Origin of the sequence: Photorhabdus sp. P32 (genome assembly GCF_038085095.1) — a bacterium.
GTDB lineage: Bacteria > Pseudomonadota > Gammaproteobacteria > Enterobacterales > Enterobacteriaceae > Photorhabdus > Photorhabdus luminescens.
This window is the reverse complement of sequence record NZ_JAZGJN010000288.1, coordinates 33,446-52,406: the sequence shown is the minus strand read 5'-3', so window position 1 is coordinate 52,406 and position 18,961 is coordinate 33,446. Positions and strand designations below refer to the sequence as shown.

Genomic DNA, 18,961 nt, shown 5'->3' with positions numbered 1-18,961 from the left:
AGCTTATGCTGTTAATCTTGAGGTCACTTTGCCGGTACACCGTCCGCAGATGCGGCGGGTTTATAACGGGACGTGGCGATCCTGACTGTCACCGGGAAAACGCCAGACCAGCAGGCCCGGTGTCCCGGCAGTAAACGAATGGGTTTGAAACAAATAGGTTTGTATGCCTTTCGGCGGCACCATCGTTTGGCGTGTGTGGTTATCCGCGTGTTGTGCGCCTATTTTCAGGACAGAAAAAGTCAGAAAATAGGGCGTGGGATTTTCCACCCGCAATTGCGTTCCCTGAAGGGAAAATTTCACCTGTTTAGCCACCGTGGCGTTATCCCGGGCGGGGACGCCCTGAGGACGATAAAACAGCCGAATATTCATCTGTAAGGCGACTTGCACTTGCGAATGCTGGCCGGTTTTGCGCTCCGGTGTTCCTGTGTCCGGTACGGCGACGCCGGGGATAGCCCGCAGCGAGACCACAAAGGCTGATTCCCGATCCTGCGGCAACTGCCCGCCAAGCTGGCGAATACGGAACAAAAATTTCCCACCGGCTTCGACCCGCTTTAACGGCGGCAGGACAACAAAAGGGGGAACTTGCCCGGCTTTGGCGTCAAAGCGACCGGTATCGGGGTCCATCGGGCTGACAAATCCCTGTACCAGATAGCCTTGTTCGGTGTGATTCGTCATGCTGAGGGTCACGCCGCCCGGGCTATCTTTAGCCACATACGATAACTGCATCGGGGAGAACGATAACCCCTGATTCTCCGCCGCCTGCGCCTTTAACAAGCCCCCTAGCAGCAGGGCGAAACAGAAGGGGTAAATCATTGATCCACCGCATGCTCGCCCATTTCCGTTACTGACTCTCTTCACTTTCCACCTCTGGATAAAACACGGGCGAATTTAACGCGCCGCTTTGGCGGTAAACAGGTTCGAAGCCCCGCCGTAATCATTAATCATCGACCAGCTCACCGATTTTTTGCCCTCCTGTCCGACATAGGTCACACAATCTTGCGGCGCTATCATGGAGGGATAGCGGTTCAGATCGAGCGCCTGTCCGTCCAGCGTGAGGCTGTCCAGCGACAGGAAATACGGGGTGGGATTGCACGCCTTCATGCCATCGGATTGCGGCTGAAAGCGAAGCCGTCCATATGCCTCTTCCGGCGACATCGGCAGGCCATGCGGTCGCCAGAAAAACTTGATCCGCATCCCCACGCTCATCGACGCCTGCTCCCGAACAGGCTCATCCGTCACCGGCTGAGTCGCGGGGATGGCGTTCATCTGCACATACCCGAGCGATTCCCGATCCACCGGAAAAGGAGGCCGGTTAAACGTCGGCAAAATACGAAGGCTGTTCTGACTGTTGGCCTCCAGCCTGAACAGCGGCGGCGTCACCACAAACGCCGGTGCGGCTTTCTCCTGAGCTCCCGTGATCCTCACCTGCACCAGCCACGCCTGAGATGTGGTGTTGACCACCGTCAGTGTCTGTGCCCGTTCCTCCTGGCTAAAAATCACCCGAGTTTTATTCAGGCTGATACCGGCTGCCTGACTGGGTTCTGTGCCGGTCATGCCTAATCCCAGTGAGAATAGTAGCGGCGCCAGCTTGTACCGCGTTGTGCGTGCCCGACCTGTTTCCACAACGCCTCCTGAAATCGGTTACCCGAGCTACGCTCAGTGATAGTCAAATTGAAATTGAATGTGTGCGGTCAATTCACCGGGAGTCGGCACAGCCGCACCGGATTCATGTCGCATATCCATCTGGAAGGTGATTTGACTGTCTTTGGCGGCGCTACCCAGTGACGCCAAATCCACATAATCGCCATTTTTCAGGTAGCTCCCCAGTCCGCCTCCCGGCGCTTGATAGCGCAGGCCAAATCCCACATTGCCCGCTACCGTGGAGGCTTTATCCCGAAATAACGTCGGATAGTCTTCTGACGTGGGACCGGCTATTTTAATGGCCGGGGTACGGCCCGCGCGGGCTGACCCGGCACAACCTGACAACGCCAGCGTAATGGGTTTGCTGCTCACAGAATCAATATGTCCCGCACTGTTCTGCACCTCGGTGAGTGGTACGGACGAAAACTTCACAGTGGAGGATGTCTGTACATTAAGCTCACAGGTTGGCTGCTCCAGCGTCAGCGCCAGCGTCAGTTCTGCCGTGTTGGGGCTCGCTCCCCCAGACAGGGGGGCGGTACAGAACAGACTGGCTAGGGTTGTCTGTCTGATAAGAGTCCACGGTTTTAACATTACGGTATCTCCCCCTGATAAGTGGATTCGCCCCCGAGGTCATTAATCACCGTCCAGCTCACTTTGGCCGGGTAATGTGCCCCCTTGAGCGGTAACGCCAGAGCAGAGAATGGCGAGACCATGTTCTCTTTCTGCTGCTTCGTCATCAGCTCCTGTCCGCCCACTTTCAGGGAGGTAAAGGTGATGTAGTAGGGTGATGGGTTGGTGACTGTTATTCCCTCGGCTGTTGGTTTAAAGTGCAGGGTGCTAAACCCTTTTTCGACAGAAATCGGTAGCCCTTGTGGGCGATACATCAGCTTAATTGTATTGGCTATAGCAATCTGTACACCCCCGGTGATTTGCTTGCGAGAGGGATTGTCGGATTCGGGGCTTAACGGGATGGCCTGTGCGGTAAACCAGAATAGGGATTCCCGATCGGCAGGCAGGGCTTTACCAGTTTTGATAATGCGCACCTGATTCTGGCTGCCAGGTTCTAGACGAAACAGGGGAGGTGTCACCACAAACGGAGCGGCTTTCTTCCGCTCAGAGTCGGCACTGACCGCCACCTGCATCAGATAGACGGCTTCCTTACTGCTATTTCGCACCGAGGTTGCCGCTGCGTGGCTGTCAGCCGGGTAGATAATGCGGGTAGTATCAATACTGACTCCCCCAGCCCTCGTGGCAGTGATCGAGGAGCCTAGTAGACCGGCCACTATCATCGCTGTCATCAATCTTTTCATTGATCCACCTGAAAGTGTCTGTGTTGGTATTGCGTAAGCAAGAATTGGACTTCCTTGTCCAATTCCACTGCTATGCTGTTCCTTGCGCCTGACGGCGTTGATTAGCTGTAAATTTGATTATCGAGTAACAAGTTGAAATGTCAGTGGTACACTGACACTTTCCCCAGCCTTAACAGATTTAGGGTCCTTAGCAACCAGCCCCACGGTAAATTCTTTTTTCACGCCAGTAAGAGCACCCCCCTTGTCAACCAGTGCAACCTGCTTGTTGTTTTCCAGGAGCGTGGTTTCATTCTTTTCTACCAGACCCACAGCTAGGCTATTTGTACCAGCCGTACCAAAGTATCCATCCCCACTCGCGGTCAGCGGCCCAGTAATTTTCAAATCAACGTTTCGTTTCATTTTGTCTGTTGTGTCCATTTCGGATGTACAACCTACTAGTGAAATAGTGAAATTCTGAGGCTTGACTAAGGTGCCGGTTGTGACAAAATCGCCCGGTATAGCATGGCCCAGTTCGATACTGGGCTTGTCGATTTTGACCGTACAAGTCGGCGCTCCTACAGAACCTGACACGACCATCGACGCACTATCACCAATGTTATCAGCATGTGCCGCCCCCATGCTCAGGAGCACTGCGGCTAATACGCTGGTTTTCAAAATTTGCTTTTTCATTTCATCTATTCCTTATCTACATCTATTTACATACATTTTGCCTAAAACAACATCACGACAGATTAAACAGACGGGCCGCCAACGCGGTGCGTTTACTAGTCATTTAGAGTTATTTTGTTTGGTTATTAACTAGATGAAATATTTATATAAAAATATTCACGCTAAGAAATGACTTGTGACTTATATCGTTTAGTTTGAGGGCCTTAGCCCTTAGCATCGGGAACTGAATATCAAATCGCTCAAAAAACAGCCTAAAAACAGTTCGTAATATTCATAATTTAAGAAATAATTTCCTTTTGAAATCAAAAAAATAAGTAATTTTTTACAAAATAATACAAAAAATCTCTTTTAAGTGATGAAATTTTCCGTATACTGCCCCGGCGGTTGAAGATAACCGAACAAAATAACTCTAAATGTTCGGTTTTTATTCCGTATCAGAAACTGGCTTTCACTGAAAGCGCCATCACAACCTTAAGCAACTTTTTCTTCGCGTTCCGTCTATTCCTATCATTGCCCAAAAACTAAGACTTCCAGATTCGCAAAAGAAATACATTAACTATTTTTATGAATTTTTTTGGTATTGAGCGAGCATATTGAGCTTTAAAAAGGCTTCCTGTGCAAACGGCACTGTTAACCTTCATGACAAAATATCGCTGTGGCGGATAAATTGCTTTGGGAGGAATAACTACTTTTTTCTTTTCCTATCAATAAATTAATGACAGTTTTCAATGATGATCGCTATGATTTATTGATTACTCTGAATCATATTCTGTCTATTTAGTGATAAAAAATTATTGTCATACGATAATTTTTAAAGTACTTTAGCGACAGTTTAGTTGAACATGTATATGGAATGACACAATGTGTGATAAACAGGAGTTTGTAACTAATCCCAGAATCAAGCTACTTAGCTTTCTGGCTATTATTATTGCTGCTGTTATGGCAATTGGTGATATAGGGTTCCATATTGCGTCTTGGTCGTTATGGCATGATACCACTCGTCAAGCTGTTCTTCAGGCATATAGTGATCTGATGCCTGCATTAATTGCAAAAGGATTTAAGCAGTCTTTATTAAGTGAGGTACTTTATATCTTACTGGATACGATACCTCGAATCATATCAACCGCTTCTTATGTATTAATCGGAATTTTGTTTTTCCGGTTTGCTAAAGGTGAAATATGGAGTGATCGTAATATTTCCGCTTCATTTATTATTGGTTTCCTGATGATTCTGGAGCAACTGCTTTACCCTGTGATTAATACATTACAAGGGATGGCGTTATCTGTAGATTTAGGAAAAGGACAACGGGTATTTAGTTTCTCGCTTGGTGTTAATTCAGAATCTCTGTTTATTATTATGTTTGGTGTATTCCTTCTGATATTTAGCTTAATTATGCGTGAATCTAAGAAGATAAGTGATGAGCAACGTTATTTTATCTGAGAATCATCATGAGTATTATAATAAGACTGGATGTGATCTTAGCGAAAAGGAAAGTAAAGTCTAAAGAATTAGCCGCCATTATTGGCATTACTGAGCAAAATTTATCATTGCTGAAAAATGGCAAAATAAAAGGTATCCGTATCGAGACGCTGGAAAAAATTTGTAAACATTTACAGTGTCAGCCTGGAGATATATTGGAATATGTGGAAGATGGAGAGGATAGCCGTTAATATAAAAAATAAAGTCACTGTATGTCTTTTGGTATCTTATAAGATGGAACTTTATATTCATTAGCCAGTTTTAAATGCATGAAAATATCAATTATTTCATGTTTTTTATCTAGCCTGTTACTCTTTGGTGTTAATGGAACGCCAATAAAGCAGGTTTTTCCTAGCGATAAGAATATATATTTCTCTCTGGGGGGATATTGTTCTGATATTCCGTGGAATGCCAGAAAGATAAAATGCATATGTAGATATTACTTACTCGATCGTAAGAAATGATCTCTTTTTTTATATGGTTTTTTGTTTAAGTTAAATTTTTATAATATATACAGCAATTTAAGGATATTAGGAATGAATAAATTTCTCATTGCTTTGTTATCAATATTTATGGTTACAGGATGTTCCATGCCGCAGTTAAGTGATGCTTATATTTCAACCTGTGGTTATTTTGAATGTAATGTCAAAGATATAATTTCGGGTGAAGAAGTCAAAGTCGATACCACGCATCCTGTGCCTGATTTTGATAAAAATACATCAATCCAAGACAGACAAATTATACAATCTGGTGGAAGGCCATCTTTTGAGAAAGATAGTTACCGTATTAGGGGAACTTTTAAATTCTAATTTAATTGTCCTGATTATTTTCTTTGGTTTTATTTGAGGCATTTTTTATGAATTCCATAAAAAAAATCACCATTATTCCTTTAATTATATTATTTACTTTATTGACCGGTTGTACATCGTGGGAAAAACCAGGCGCAACTAAGTATGAAAGAGACAGGGATTATGCTGAATGTAAGGCATTTGGTTATTCTCAATTACCATCAGACTGGACCAGCGAAATTGTTCATTCTTTCGAGACAAAACATTTTTCCTGTAAAGATAAAGACAAAAAAGAAGATAAATCCTGTAATCATTACGTTACTGTGCCAAAAACTGAAGTTAAGCGTTGGGATAAAAATGAATCGTCAAGGAGTTGGATAATTTCATCCTGTATGTATAGAAAAGGGTGGTATGAAAAGACGCGCTATTGGTTTTAATGATAGTACATTTTTCCCATCAGCAAGAGTTATGTGGAACTGTTGCTGGTGGTTCCTCACATATTTGCCATTATTCCTTTCTGATAACCAGTTTTAGCCCCTCGATTTTATTGATTTGAGCTACATTTATAACCTGATGGTATGCAATTGTATTTAAAATCAACAGGTGATGATTTGGTAGCTATATTTTTTTATAAAGATTCAACTCTTTTATTGCTGTAACGATTCACTATACTCATTTATACGTTTAAAAAGTTAGGTTAAGGTATTATCTTAGGATGTTTATTAACCTATTGGTTATCAACTTTTGCTAATTTTTAAAAAAAATTGTTAAAATTTGCAGGTTTTTATGATTTAGCACAAGGTCTTTATGGACAGTTGGTGAATACTTTGTTACTTTTATGGCCCAGTAGTTTAAATTGGTATTACCAATTGACTTCGGCAAAGACCGAGACAATGTTTATTCATATAACCTACCTTAAGTAGGCATTGATTGATTCAGGCTGTTTGAACACTGCCTAGGTTCAAACGACAAACAAAATAGCCTAATGAGATAGGTTCTAACTGGCTTGGTTCTAACTGACTTATAGTAAATATGGCTTATAGCAAAATCCGCCAACCAAAATTATCAGATGTCATTGAGCAGCGTCTTGAACATCTCATCCTTGAAGGATCTGTGCGTCCAGGGGAGAAGTTGCCGCCTGAACGTGAGTTGGCGAAACAGTTTGATGTGTCACGTCCTTCACTGCGCGAAGCCATTCAGCGGTTAGAAGCTAAAGGTTTTCTTTTTCGCCGTCAGGGTGGGGGCACGTTTGTTCAGAGTAACCTCTGGCAAAGTTTCAGTGATCCACTGGCACAACTACTGGCTGGTCACCCAGAATCTCAATTTGACCTCCTCGAAACCCGCCATGCTTTGGAGGGTGTTGCAGCCTATTACGCGGCTCTGCGTGGAACCGACGAAGATTTTGAACGCATTCGTGAATATCACCTTGTTATTCAACAAGCTCAGGAAAGGGGTGATGTCAATGCTGAATCCGAGGCGGTTTTGCAATATCAGCTTGTCGTTGCCGAAGCTGCGCATAATGTGGTTCTTCTTCATTTATTACGCTGTATGGCGCCTATGCTGGAGCACAATATCCGGCAGAATTTTGAGTTTTTGTATACCCGCCGAGAAATGCTGATGGCCGTCAGCGATCATCGGTCGAAGATTTTTGAAGCGATAATGGCGAGGCAACCAGAGAAAGCCCGTGAGGCATCCCATCGCCATTTAGCTTTTATTGAAGATGTCTTATTGGATCTCAGTCGCGAGCATACTCGTCGCGAGCGATCATTACGACGTCTTCAACAGCATCAGGAATAAAATTAGCTGTGTAGATCTTGAAGTTTGCTGCGTCTGCACAGCTAAGTTGAGTCCCTTTACTGAGGGCGCTAGCGGCAACAACAGTGAGGGCCTATCTTCCAGTCATGACCGGCTGAACGTCAAAGGGTATGACGGGAAGGTAGGCTCCAAAACAATCATTAGAAACAGATAACAGATAAGGAATACACCATGTCAGACATTTTGAAAAATGACGTGGATCCGATCGAAACTCGCGACTGGTTACAGGCGATCGAATCGGTCATCCGTGAAGAGGGTGTTGATCGTGCCCAGTTCTTGATTGATCAGGTACTGAACGAAGCACGTAAAGGTGGCGTGAATGTTGCGGCAGGTGCTGCGAACCGCGATTACATCAATACCATTGCTGTTGAGGATGAGCCTGCTTACCCTGGCAACCTGGATTTGGAGCGCCGTATTCGCTCTGCTATTCGTTGGAATGCTGTGATGACCGTGTTGCGGGCATCCAAAAAAGATTTGGAATTAGGCGGTCACATGGCTTCATTCCAATCTTCAGCAACCATGTATGAAGTTTGTTTCAACCATTTCTTCCGTGCCCGTAATGAAAATGACGGCGGTGACTTGGTTTATTTCCAAGGTCACATTTCTCCAGGTGTCTACGCTCGTGCTTTCCTTGAAGGCCGTTTAACGGAAGAGCAGATGAATAATTTCCGTCAGGAAATTCATGGCAACGGTCTCTCTTCTTATCCGCATCCAAAATTGATGCCTGAATTCTGGCAGTTCCCAACTGTTTCAATGGGGTTGGGGCCAATTGGTGCGATTTATCAGGCTAAGTTCCTGAAATATCTGGAACACCGTGGTCTGAAAGATACATCCAAGCAGACCGTTTATGCCTTCCTAGGCGACGGTGAAATGGATGAGCCAGAATCTAAAGGGGCGATCACTATCGCAACCCGTGAAAAACTGGATAACTTGGTATTTGTTATCAACTGTAACCTGCAACGTCTGGATGGCCCAGTTACAGGCAATGGCAAAATCGTTAATGAGCTGGAAGGCATTTTTGATGGCGCCGGCTGGCAAGTGATTAAAGTGCTTTGGGGCGAGCGTTGGGATGAACTGCTGCGTAAAGATACCAGCGGTAAATTGATCCAAGTGATGAACGAAACGCTGGACGGTGATTACCAGACGTTCAAATCCAAAGATGGCGCTTATGTGCGTAAGCATTTCTTTGGTCGTTACCCAGAGACCGCTGAATTAGTCAAAGATATGACTGATGACCAAATTTGGGCGTTGAACCGCGGTGGTCATGATCCGAAGAAAGTCTTTGCCGCTTTGAAAAAAGCGCAGGAAACTACCGGCAAACCAACGGTTATCCTGGCTCAGACTATCAAGGGTTACGGTATGGGCGATACCGCTGAAGGTAAAAACATCGCTCATCAGGTTAAGAAGATGAATATGGAAGGCGTTCGCCATTTCCGTGATCGCTTCAATGTATCTGTGGCTGATGATCAACTCGAAAATCTGCCGTATGTGACTTTTGATAAAGACTCTGAAGAGTACAAATATTTGCATGAGCGTCGTGCAGCTTTGGGTGGCTATCTGCCAAGCCGTCGTACTCATTTTGAAGAGAAGCTGGAACTGCCAACGCTGGAAGATTTTGGTCCATTGCTGGAAGAGCAAAACAAAGAAATTTCTACCACTATCGCTTTCGTTCGTGCCTTGAATGTGATGTTGAAGAACAAGTCAATCAAAGATCGTCTGGTTCCAATCATTGCTGATGAAGCGCGTACTTTTGGTATGGAAGGTCTGTTCCGTCAGATCGGCATCTATAGCCCTAACGGCCAGCAGTATACTCCGCAGGACCGTGAGCAGGTTGCTTACTATAAAGAAGATGCTAAGGGCCAGATTCTGCAAGAAGGTATCAATGAACTGGGTGCTGGTTCATCATGGCTGGCGGCGGCAACGTCTTATAGCACCAATAACCTGCCAATGATTCCGTTCTACATCTACTACTCTATGTTCGGGTTCCAACGTATTGGCGACCTGTGCTGGGCGGCAGGCGACCAACAGGCGCGTGGTTTCCTGATTGGTGGTACTTCTGGTCGTACAACCCTGAATGGCGAAGGCTTGCAACACGAAGATGGTCACAGCCACATTCAGTCTCTGACTATCCCTAACTGCATCTCTTACGATCCGGCATTTGCTTATGAAGTTGCTGTGATTATGCATGATGGTTTGGAGCGTATGTATGGTGAGAAACAAGAGAACATTTACTACTACATCACTACGCTGAACGAAAACTACCACATGCCGGCGATGCCAAAAGGTGCAGAAGAAGGTATTCGTAAAGGTATCTACAAGCTGGAAAGCTTGGCAGGCAGCAAAGGTAAAGTTCAGCTATTAGGTTCTGGTTCTATTCTGCGTCATGTTCGTGAAGCGGCACAGATTCTGGCTAACGATTATGGTGTGGGTTCTGATGTGTATAGCGTAACTTCATTCACTGAACTGGCTCGTGATGGTCAGGATTGTGAACGTTGGAACATGCTGCACCCAACAGAAACGCCACGTGTGCCTTATGTTGCTCAGATCATGAATGAAGCACCGGCCGTGGCTTCTACTGATTATATGAAGCTGTTTGCAGAACAAATTCGTAATTTCATCCCTGCAAGCGAATTCCGCGTATTGGGCACTGACGGTTTCGGTCGTTCCGATAGCCGTGAAAACCTGCGTCATCACTTTGAAGTTGATGCTTCTTACGTGGTAGTTGCTGCTTTGGGTGAGTTGGCTAAGCGCGGCGAAATCGACGTGAATGTTGTGGAAGAAGCAATCAAGAAATACAACATTAACCCAGAAAAAGTTAACCCGCGTCTGGCATAAGAGGTAAAGAATCAATGGCTATCGAAATTAAGGTACCGGATATCGGTGCGGATGAAGTTGAAGTCACCGAAATCATGGTGAAAGTTGGCGATACAGTGGAAGCTGAGCAATCGCTGATCACCGTGGAAGGTGATAAGGCTTCTATGGAAGTTCCATCCCCACAGGCGGGTGTTGTTAAAGAGATCATTATTGCAGTTGGCGATAAAGTTGAAACTGACAAACTGATTATGATTTTTGATTCCGCGGCAGGTGCGGTAGAAGCTGCGCCAGCGGAAGAGCCAGCAGCGATAACATTGTCTTCGCGTATGGCAGAGCCAGAATCAGTAGCTTCTGCGGCTATGAATGTTCATGTACCGGATATCGGTGGTGATGAAGTCGAAGTTACCGAAGTGATGGTGAAAGTTGGCGATACAGTGGAAGCTGAACAATCGTTGATCACCGTAGAGGGCGATAAAGCCTCTATGGAAGTACCGGCGCCATTCGCAGGTATCGTTAAAGAAATTCAAATCAAGGTCGGTGATAAAGTGAAAACCGATTCTATGATTATGGTATTTGAAGTTGCAGGTGCAGCCCCTGCCGCTCCGGTTGCCTCAGCGCCAGCGGCTGAACCAGAGAAAGCGGCAGCGCCGGTTATTGCTAGCAGAAGCTTCGCAGAAGAAGACAAAAATGATTTCGCTGAGAATAGCGCTTATGTTCATGCAACGCCGGTGATCCGTCGTCTGGCGCGTGAATTCGGCGTTAACCTGGCTAAAGTGAAAGGTACCGGGCGTAAAGGTCGTGTGCTGCGTGAAGATGTTCAAGCTTACGTGAAGGACGCGGTTAAACGTGCTGAGTCTGCTCCTGCATCAGCGGGTGGTGGTCTGCCTGGTATGTTGCCTTGGCCGAAAGTTGATTTCAGTAAATTTGGTGAAATTGAAGAAGTTGAACTGGGCCGTATTCAGAAAATCTCTGGTGCTAACCTGAGCCGTAACTGGGTGATGATCCCTCATGTTACCCAGTTCGACGAAACGGATATCACTGAGGTTGAAAACTTCCGCAAACAACAGAATCAGGAAGCTGAGAAGAAACAGCTTGGCGTGAAGATTACTCCGCTAGTATTCATCATGAAAGCAGTAGCAAAAGCGCTGGAAGAGATGCCGCGCTTTAACAGCTCTATCTCGGAAGATGGTCAAAAACTGACGCTGAAAAAATACATCAACATTGGTGTGGCAGTTGATACGCCTAATGGTTTGGTGGTTCCAGTGTTCCGTGATGTCAACAAGAAAGGCATCATTGAGCTGTCCCGTGAGCTGACTGAGATGTCTAAGAAAGCTCGTGCAGGCAAACTGACTGCATCTGATATGCAGGGTGGATGCTTCACTATTTCAAGCCTGGGCGGTATCGGCGGCACATCATTTACGCCAATCGTTAATGCGCCGGAAGTGGCTATCTTGGGCGTATCCCGTTCATCAATGAAGCCAGTATGGAATGGTAAAGAGTTTGTACCACGCCTGATGCTGCCTCTGTCTCTCTCCTTCGATCACCGTGTGATCGATGGCGCTGATGGCGCGCGTTTCATCACATTTATTAATCATGCGATGAGCGATATCCGCCGTCTGGTGATGTAATCTCAAAGGCCGGCCATGCGCCGGCCTGATTGTTATTGCGGTGACAGAGAAACAGCTTGTATCTGGTTGGTTTGTTGCGAGTTCTGTCACGTTAACGCGCTTTTCAGGTTATTAACAATTCTGTAAACTGCTCGCGGTGTGTAGGTCCCGGTGGAATATATCGTTTTTGGCGCCTGACCCGCCGGACAAACAATTAAGAGGTCATGATGAGTACTGAAATTAAAACCCAAGTTGTGGTGCTTGGGGCAGGTCCAGCAGGGTATTCTGCTGCTTTTCGTTGCGCGGATTTAGGTTTGGAAACCGTCCTGGTGGAACGTTACTCTACCTTAGGCGGTGTTTGTCTTAACGTTGGTTGTATCCCTTCTAAGGCATTGCTGCATGTAGCAAAAGTTATTGAGGAAGCTAAAGCGCTGGCAGATCATGGCATCGTTTTTGGCGAACCCAAAACTGACATCGAAAAAGTCCGTGTTTGGAAAGAAAAAGTTATTAATCAGCTAACCGGTGGTTTGGCTGGTATGGCTAAAGGCCGTAAAGTTAAAGTGGTTAATGGTGTTGGTAAATTTACGGGAGCTAACACGCTGGTTGTTGAAGGTGAAGGCGGCGCAACAACGATTAATTTTGATAACGCCATTATTGCCGCGGGTTCCCGTCCTATTCAACTGCCATTTATTCCTCATGATGACCCGCGCGTTTGGGATTCTACCGATGCGTTGGCGCTGACAACAGTTCCTGGCCGCTTGTTGGTAATGGGCGGCGGTATCATCGGTCTGGAAATGGGAACCGTTTACCACGCTCTGGGTTCTCAGATTGATGTTGTTGAAATGTTGGATCAAGTTATTCCTGCGGCTGACAAAGACGTGGTGAAAGTCTTTACCAAACGTATCAGCAAACAATTCAATCTGATGCTGGAAACCAAAGTCACCGTGGTAGAAGCTAAAGAAGATGGTATCTACGTCACGATGGAAGGCAAAAACGCGCCGACAGAACCACAGCGTTATGATGCGGTTCTGGTTGCCATCGGTCGTGTACCTAACGGTAAAATGCTGGATGCAGGTAAAGCCGGCGTTGTAGTTGACGACCGCGGCTTTATCCATGTTGATAAGCAAATGCGCACCAATGTACCGCACATCTTTGCTATTGGCGACATCGTTGGTCAGCCTATGCTGGCGCATAAAGGTGTTCACGAAGGTCACGTTGCGGCGGAAGTTATTTCCGGTAAGAAACATTACTTTGATCCAAAAGTGATTCCATCTATTGCTTACACTGAACCAGAAGTTGCATGGGTTGGCTTGACTGAGAAAGAAGCGAAAGAGAAAGGTATTAGCTATGAAACGGCAACTTTCCCGTGGGCAGCTTCTGGCCGCGCAATTGCTTCTGATTGTGCTGACGGTATGACTAAACTGATTTTCGATAAAGAAAGCAATCGCATTATCGGTGGCGCTATTGTGGGTACTAACGGTGGTGAACTGCTAGGTGAAATCGGCCTGGCAATTGAAATGGGTTGTGATGCGGAAGATATCGCGTTGACTATCCACGCTCACCCAACGTTGCATGAATCGGTAGGTCTGGCTGCTGAAATCTTTGAAGGCAGCATTACTGATTTGCCAAATGCGAAAGCAAAGAAAAAGAAATAATTTCTTAAATCGATTAGTCTAATTTACCGAAGCGGCTTTCATTGATATGAAAGCCGTTTTTTATTCTGGTATGACCTGTTTGAAGAAACTCGGTATAAAAAGTATGGCTTTTATAGGTGTTACTGGCAAAAATCAGTGGAATAATCTGTTTTAATAGCTTTGTCTGCTGTTAATTCAGAATATTACTATCAGTTAATGTTACTTTTATGTGAACGAATTAACATCGCATTCAAATTTTGGTATGCTGGACGCCCGAAGCTGGGCATAACTTGTTTGCACTTGCAGAGTTATGCTGGCAATCCTCTGACCTGGCACCCGGAACCATAATTAACAACCTGTCCCTGGAGGGGCTATTGTTGCGAAAACACATGTTGTTGCGCAAAGACGATAGCTTTATGAGGCAGGTTCTAAGGCAGGTTCTAAGGCGGGTGCAGAGCCGGGTAGATAAAATGACAATGAGAGCGAGGAGAAAGTCGTGCTAGAAGAATACCGCAAGCACGTAGCCGAGCGTGCAGCCCAAGGCGTCGTCCCTAAACCATTGGACGCGACACAAGCGGCGGCGCTGGTTGAGTTACTGAAGAGCCCACCAAAAGGTGAAGAAGATTTCCTGTTAGATCTGCTAATTAACCGTGTTCCCCCAGGCGTTGATGAAGCGGCATATGTAAAAGCCGGTTTTCTTGCCGCCATTGTGAAAAGCGAAACTATTTCACCGCTAATCACGCCAGAAAAGGCGGTTGAACTGCTTGGAACGATGCAAGGTGGTTATAATATTCATCCTTTGATTGATGCTCTGGATAATGAAAAACTGGCTCCAATTGCAGCTAAAGCGCTCTCTCATACTTTGTTGATGTTTGACAACTTCTATGATGTAGAAGAAAAAGCAAAAGCAGGTAATCCACAAGCCAAACAAATTATGCAATCTTGGGCTGATGCGCAGTGGTATTTGGAACGCCCTGAATTAGCAGAAAAAATTACAGTCACGGTATTTAAGGTGACGGGTGAAACAAACACCGATGACTTATCTCCCGCGCAGGATGCATGGTCACGCCCTGATATTCCGCTGCATGCTCTGGCAATGTTGAAAAATGCTCGCGAAGGGATTGTCCCAGATCAAGCTGGTGTTATTGGTCCAATCAAACAAATTGAAGAGCTGAATAAGAAAGGCTATCCGCTGGCTTATGTCGGTGATGTTGTGGGTACAGGTTCTTCCCGCAAATCGGCCACTAACTCAGTATTGTGGTTTATGGGCGAAGATATTCCATTTGTGCCAAACAAACGTGGCGGCGGCGTTGTTCTGGGCGGTAAAATTGCGCCGATCTTCTTCAATACGATGGAAGATGCTGGTGCGCTGCCAATAGAGATAGATGTGACCAAACTAAATATGGGGGATGTGATTGATATCTACCCATATAAAGGGGAAGTACGTCACCACGAAACCAATGAGCTACTGGCTGAATTTGAACTGAAAACAGATGTATTGTTGGATGAGGTTCGTGCTGGCGGCCGTATTCCACTGATTATCGGCCGTGGCTTGACCAGTAAGGCGCGTGAGTCTCTTGGTTTACCCCCCAGCGATGTCTTCCGTCAGGCGAAAGCGGTTGAGGAAAGTAGTCGTGGTTTCTCCCTGGCTCAGAAAATGGTTGGCCGGGCATGTGGCACGGCGGGTATTCGTCCAGGTGAATACTGTGAACCTAAAATGACTTCTGTTGGTTCTCAGGATACAACTGGCCCAATGACTCGTGACGAACTGAAAGATCTGGCGTGTTTGGGCTTCTCTGCGGATCTGGTAATGCAGTCATTCTGCCATACGGCGGCTTATCCTAAGCCAGTTGACGTCACTACTCACCATACCTTGCCTGATTTCATTATGAATCGCGGCGGTGTTTCTCTGCGTCCCGGCGACGGCATCATTCACTCATGGCTGAACCGTATGCTGTTGCCTGATACCGTTGGTACGGGCGGTGATTCTCATACTCGTTTCCCAATTGGTATTTCCTTCCCGGCGGGTTCTGGTCTGGTAGCATTTGCTGCTGCGACGGGGGTGATGCCTTTAGATATGCCAGAATCTGTGTTGGTTCGTTTCAAAGGGCAGATGCAGCCCGGTATTACTTTGCGTGATTTGGTTCATGCAATCCCTTATTATGCGATTCAGCAAGGTCTTCTGACGGTTGAAAAGAAAGGTAAGAAAAACATCTTCTCTGGCCGTATCCTCGAAATCGAAGGTTTGCCGGATCTGAAAGTTGAGCAGGCATTTGAGCTGGCGGATGCCTCTGCGGAGCGCTCTGCGGCGGGCTGTACCATTAAATTGGATAAAGCGCCGATTATTGAATACCTGCAATCCAATATTGTGTTGCTGAAATGGATGATTGCCGAAGGTTATGGTGACCGTCGTACACTGGAACGCCGTGTAACGGGTATGGAAAACTGGCTGAAAGATCCTCAACTGCTGGAAGCCGATGCTGATGCAGAATATGCAGCGGTTATCGAAATCGATCTGGCCGAAATTAAAGAACCTATTCTGTGCGCGCCGAATGACCCAGATGATGCCCGTTTATTGTCTGATGTGGCTAACAGCAAAATCGATGAAGTTTTTATCGGTTCTTGTATGACTAACATTGGCCATTTCCGTGCAGCCGGTAAGTTATTGGATCAACATAAAGGCCAATTACCAACTCGTTTGTGGGTTGCTCCGCCAACGAAAATGGATGCAGCTCAACTCACAGAGGAAGGTTATTACAGCATCTTTGGTAAGAGTGGAGCACGGGTTGAAATTCCTGGTTGTTCCTTATGTATGGGTAATCAGGCACGCGTTGCTGACGGTGTAACTGTGGTTTCCACTTCGACTCGTAACTTCCCGAATCGTTTAGGGACGGGTGCGAATGTTTACCTTGCATCGGCTGAACTGGCGGCTGTAGCTTCTCTGTTGGGACGTCTGCCGACACCGGAAGAGTACCAGCAATTTATGGATAAGGTTGATGAGACCGCGGAAGATACTTACCGTTATCTCAATTTTGATCAACTGAACCAATACACTGAAAAAGCGGATGATGTGATTTTCCAAACCGCGGTGTAATTCCGATATATTGCAATGCCAATGAATGGGAGGTAAAAACCTCCCATTTTAGATTGCTGGTTTTTAGCGTCTCGACTATTACTGCTGAGTTTTTATCAATGATAAAACGAGTGTTAAAAAGGTCGTTTTTGCCTGTCAGTATGGTTTTAAAATCTGGAAAAAAGGGCAAACGTATCGTGAAAAAGTAGATAAAAACTTTAATCATTAAAAGTAAAAAGTAGTGATTAAGGATTTTTAAAAGTGGATAAAAAACTCGATGCTATAACTGACATGAAAAGAGAAAGTATCAGGAAAAATGGATTTTAAATTGATTAATAATGTGATAAATAACAATATTAACCGTATTAGGAAAATCATCAGTTAAAAAGAATAAAAACATTTATCGGTATCAAAAATTATTGAAGGAAAATGGGGTTTGATTTTAATACTATTAACAGGCATGTTACTCTTTCTGGTTTTAAATCTAAAAAATAAAAACAGAAAAAACTTAATTGTCAATATAACATAATTCCCAGTCACATAATTTTACAGCACATGAATCGGGTTACTTACAGTGTTATTGTATTGCATTCATTATACAAAATAACGATAACTTAAATATGTCGGTTTAAACGGGTTTTATACTGTTTTAATTCGTCATGTTTATATTATTTTTATTTTATTTTCAATGAAGTAGGTGCGATTCTTCTTTTTAAAATGGTTTTTTATGCATCCTAAAATGGGAGGTAAAATACGCTATTTTATTATCTCATTATCTTTTATAAATAATGCTGATTCTACAGCAAGCTATTATCTGATAGGTAGGGTTAAAAACTTTTTATGTGGTATTTAATTATTGATTAAATATTTAAATTCTCTATGGAGATCTGCGTAATTTTATTTCTATCGATAATCGGCGCGTCTAATTACTTTTAGGTGCGCCAGCAATATTCGTTATGTTGAACATTAATTAGCAGATAGTTATTCCCTAGAAATGAAAATTACACTTCATAATCAAAGACAATGATATCAGCGACAGAACCTATAAGTAGATCTTTTAATTTGTCATGCGCTGGGTGAGACAAATAGTTTGAAATAGCTTTTTGGTCATCAAATGTCATGGTGATGGCATGTGTAAAACCTTTATTTTTATTTTCACTACTTACATTACCTCCCCACTCAATGGCAGAAATACCTTTGATTTGATGCGACATAGAAATCGCGGTATCTCTTATCGTCGTTAATTGTTGTTCTTTTATTTCGGGTGCGAATTTTAACAAAAGAATATGACGTATCATAATGGCTCCTACAGGGTGTCTTTGTTTTTCCAGACAAGATAGAAAATAAATGGTTGTATTGCAAGACTCTTGAATATACCTCATCGATTAGCGGACATGTGTTCGATTTTGCTGTTTTTGTTTCTCTGAGATATTATTAATCATAGTGCATTTGTTTATATTTGCACTGAGGCTGAACTCATCCTCCGATGAAAGCCGTAGCGGACACAAACCTCAAGAATAACTTGGGGTGTACATTTTGGTTATCCTAGGTGGAAACCTTACCGTTGTGTCGGCATAGAGCCTTTAATCTCCCACTTCTTATCAGTTTGTGGGTTGATTCTGGGGCAGAATTGTTAGCAAATATTAAAATGAAAAGACGTACCGGAGGTGATGATGGAATACGAATTTTTGCTGGATGTTACTGGGAAGGTGACTAGCCGGTTCTCAATGGATCATGAAGCTATTGGTCAGTGGCTGAATGAAGAAGTTAAAGGTGATTTAACGGTGATAGATAAGGTTGCCGCCGCGCTGGCTGAAATTAAAGGCAGTGAACGTCAATGGCAACTTGTGGGTCACGAATATACGCTGCTAATGGATGACGAAGAGATTATGGTTCGTGCTAATCAGCTTGAGTTTGAAACTGATTCGATGGAGGAGGGCATGAGCTATTACGATAATGAGAGCCTGGCTTTTTGTGGTACTAAGGATTTTATTGATATGTTGAATGATTATCGGGACTTTATTTTAAAAAACGATTGGTAAAAAGCTGTATATAGACAAAAAGCATTCTCTGGCACGATAGTTTTTTCTTACTGTTAATGGTTGTTATGAAGGATAGTCATCGAGTGATT

General features: G+C 44.6%; 17 protein-coding genes. 10 read left to right on the top strand and 7 right to left on the bottom strand.

Going from position 1 to position 18,961, the window contains the following annotated elements:
- Positions 1-60 precede the first annotated feature (60 nt).
- From V2H77_RS19135 to V2H77_RS19110, 6 genes are all read right to left on the bottom strand, one after another.
- Positions 61-726: a fimbrial biogenesis chaperone gene (locus tag V2H77_RS19135; protein WP_341500121.1), complete on the bottom strand. Its 666-nt coding sequence runs from the start codon at positions 724-726 to the stop codon at positions 61-63.
- Positions 704-826, bottom strand: coding sequence for a hypothetical protein (locus V2H77_RS19130; RefSeq protein WP_341500124.1), 123 nt, complete (start codon positions 824-826; stop codon positions 704-706). Before V2H77_RS19130 ends, V2H77_RS19135 begins: the two co-directional genes overlap by 23 nt.
- Before the next feature lie 62 nt (positions 827-888).
- Entirely contained in the window at positions 889-1,554 is a 666-nt protein-coding gene (locus V2H77_RS19125) for a fimbrial biogenesis chaperone (protein WP_341500075.1), read from the bottom strand.
- 102 nt (positions 1,555-1,656) lie between these two features.
- Positions 1,657-2,232, bottom strand: coding sequence for a fimbrial protein (locus tag V2H77_RS19120; protein WP_341500073.1), 576 nt, complete (start codon positions 2,230-2,232; stop codon positions 1,657-1,659).
- Positions 2,232-2,930 carry a fimbrial biogenesis chaperone gene (locus V2H77_RS19115; RefSeq protein WP_341500120.1) on the bottom strand — a complete coding sequence of 233 codons (699 nt, stop codon included), beginning with the start codon at positions 2,928-2,930 and terminating at the stop codon, positions 2,232-2,234. The genes V2H77_RS19120 and V2H77_RS19115 overlap by 1 nt, the downstream gene beginning before the upstream one ends.
- Before the next feature lie 138 nt (positions 2,931-3,068).
- A complete protein-coding gene (locus tag V2H77_RS19110) occupies positions 3,069-3,620 on the bottom strand; it encodes a fimbrial protein (protein WP_341500072.1) in 552 nt (183 codons plus the stop codon).
- Positions 3,621-4,481: 861 nt separating this feature from the next.
- Between V2H77_RS19110 and V2H77_RS19105 the strand changes: the two genes are divergently transcribed.
- The 9 genes from V2H77_RS19105 (at position 4,482) to acnB (ending at position 16,851) form a co-directional block, all read left to right on the top strand.
- Positions 4,482-5,060 carry a hypothetical protein gene (locus V2H77_RS19105; RefSeq protein WP_049582366.1) on the top strand — a complete coding sequence of 193 codons (579 nt, stop codon included), beginning with the start codon at positions 4,482-4,484 and terminating at the stop codon, positions 5,058-5,060.
- Between the two features lie 8 nt (positions 5,061-5,068).
- Positions 5,069-5,290 (top strand): helix-turn-helix domain-containing protein, encoded by a 222-nt coding sequence (locus V2H77_RS19100; RefSeq protein WP_049582365.1) that lies wholly within the window; start codon positions 5,069-5,071, stop codon positions 5,288-5,290.
- 345 nt (positions 5,291-5,635) lie between these two features.
- Positions 5,636-5,908, top strand: a complete 273-nt coding sequence (locus V2H77_RS19095; RefSeq protein ID WP_341500071.1) for a lipoprotein — start codon at positions 5,636-5,638, stop codon at positions 5,906-5,908.
- Between the two features lie 47 nt (positions 5,909-5,955).
- Positions 5,956-6,324: a hypothetical protein gene (locus V2H77_RS19090; protein ID WP_341500070.1), complete on the top strand. Its 369-nt coding sequence runs from the start codon at positions 5,956-5,958 to the stop codon at positions 6,322-6,324.
- Positions 6,325-6,919: 595 nt separating this feature from the next.
- Positions 6,920-7,684 (top strand): pyruvate dehydrogenase complex transcriptional repressor PdhR, encoded by a 765-nt coding sequence (gene pdhR, locus V2H77_RS19085; RefSeq protein WP_265378503.1) that lies wholly within the window; start codon positions 6,920-6,922, stop codon positions 7,682-7,684.
- A gap of 189 nt (positions 7,685-7,873) precedes the next feature.
- Positions 7,874-10,537 (top strand): pyruvate dehydrogenase (acetyl-transferring), homodimeric type, encoded by a 2,664-nt coding sequence (aceE, locus tag V2H77_RS19080; protein ID WP_088373302.1) that lies wholly within the window; start codon positions 7,874-7,876, stop codon positions 10,535-10,537.
- A gap of 14 nt (positions 10,538-10,551) precedes the next feature.
- Positions 10,552-12,144 (top strand): pyruvate dehydrogenase complex dihydrolipoyllysine-residue acetyltransferase, encoded by a 1,593-nt coding sequence (aceF, locus tag V2H77_RS19075; RefSeq protein WP_341500069.1) that lies wholly within the window; start codon positions 10,552-10,554, stop codon positions 12,142-12,144.
- 206 nt (positions 12,145-12,350) lie between these two features.
- On the top strand, positions 12,351-13,778 hold the full coding sequence (lpdA, locus tag V2H77_RS19070) for a dihydrolipoyl dehydrogenase (RefSeq protein ID WP_341500119.1): 1,428 nt from the start codon (positions 12,351-12,353) through the stop codon (positions 13,776-13,778).
- A gap of 475 nt (positions 13,779-14,253) precedes the next feature.
- Positions 14,254-16,851, top strand: coding sequence for a bifunctional aconitate hydratase 2/2-methylisocitrate dehydratase (gene acnB, locus V2H77_RS19065; protein ID WP_341500068.1), 2,598 nt, complete (start codon positions 14,254-14,256; stop codon positions 16,849-16,851).
- 980 nt (positions 16,852-17,831) lie between these two features.
- On the opposite strand, the gene V2H77_RS19060 is transcribed toward acnB, so the two are convergent.
- A complete protein-coding gene (locus V2H77_RS19060) occupies positions 17,832-18,128 on the bottom strand; it encodes a Dabb family protein (protein WP_341500067.1) in 297 nt (98 codons plus the stop codon).
- Between the two features lie 375 nt (positions 18,129-18,503).
- Here V2H77_RS19060 and V2H77_RS19055 point away from each other — a divergent pair, with 375 nt between their 5' ends.
- Positions 18,504-18,872, top strand: a complete 369-nt coding sequence (locus V2H77_RS19055; protein ID WP_341500118.1) for a YacL family protein — start codon at positions 18,504-18,506, stop codon at positions 18,870-18,872.
- The last annotated feature ends 89 nt before the right edge of the window (positions 18,873-18,961 follow it).

Coding starts and splice junctions, on each gene's coding strand:
- V2H77_RS19135 (WP_341500121.1), bottom strand. CDS start 726: ATGCAGTTATCGTATGTGGCTAAAGATAGCCCGGGCGGCGTGACCCTC.
- V2H77_RS19130 (WP_341500124.1), bottom strand. CDS start 826: ATGCGGTGGATCAATGATTTACCCCTTCTGTTTCGCCCTGCTGCTAGG.
- V2H77_RS19125 (WP_341500075.1), bottom strand. CDS start 1,554: ATGACCGGCACAGAACCCAGTCAGGCAGCCGGTATCAGCCTGAATAAA.
- V2H77_RS19120 (WP_341500073.1), bottom strand. CDS start 2,232: ATGTTAAAACCGTGGACTCTTATCAGACAGACAACCCTAGCCAGTCTG.
- V2H77_RS19115 (WP_341500120.1), bottom strand. CDS start 2,930: ATGATAGTGGCCGGTCTACTAGGCTCCTCGATCACTGCCACGAGGGCT.
- V2H77_RS19110 (WP_341500072.1), bottom strand. CDS start 3,620: ATGAAAAAGCAAATTTTGAAAACCAGCGTATTAGCCGCAGTGCTCCTG.
- V2H77_RS19105 (WP_049582366.1), top strand. CDS start 4,482: ATGTGTGATAAACAGGAGTTTGTAACTAATCCCAGAATCAAGCTACTT.
- V2H77_RS19100 (WP_049582365.1), top strand. CDS start 5,069: ATGAGTATTATAATAAGACTGGATGTGATCTTAGCGAAAAGGAAAGTA.
- V2H77_RS19095 (WP_341500071.1), top strand. CDS start 5,636: ATGAATAAATTTCTCATTGCTTTGTTATCAATATTTATGGTTACAGGA.
- V2H77_RS19090 (WP_341500070.1), top strand. CDS start 5,956: ATGAATTCCATAAAAAAAATCACCATTATTCCTTTAATTATATTATTT.
- pdhR (WP_265378503.1), top strand. CDS start 6,920: ATGGCTTATAGCAAAATCCGCCAACCAAAATTATCAGATGTCATTGAG.
- aceE (WP_088373302.1), top strand. CDS start 7,874: ATGTCAGACATTTTGAAAAATGACGTGGATCCGATCGAAACTCGCGAC.
- aceF (WP_341500069.1), top strand. CDS start 10,552: ATGGCTATCGAAATTAAGGTACCGGATATCGGTGCGGATGAAGTTGAA.
- lpdA (WP_341500119.1), top strand. CDS start 12,351: ATGAGTACTGAAATTAAAACCCAAGTTGTGGTGCTTGGGGCAGGTCCA.
- V2H77_RS19060 (WP_341500067.1), bottom strand. CDS start 18,128: ATGATACGTCATATTCTTTTGTTAAAATTCGCACCCGAAATAAAAGAA.
- V2H77_RS19055 (WP_341500118.1), top strand. CDS start 18,504: ATGGAATACGAATTTTTGCTGGATGTTACTGGGAAGGTGACTAGCCGG.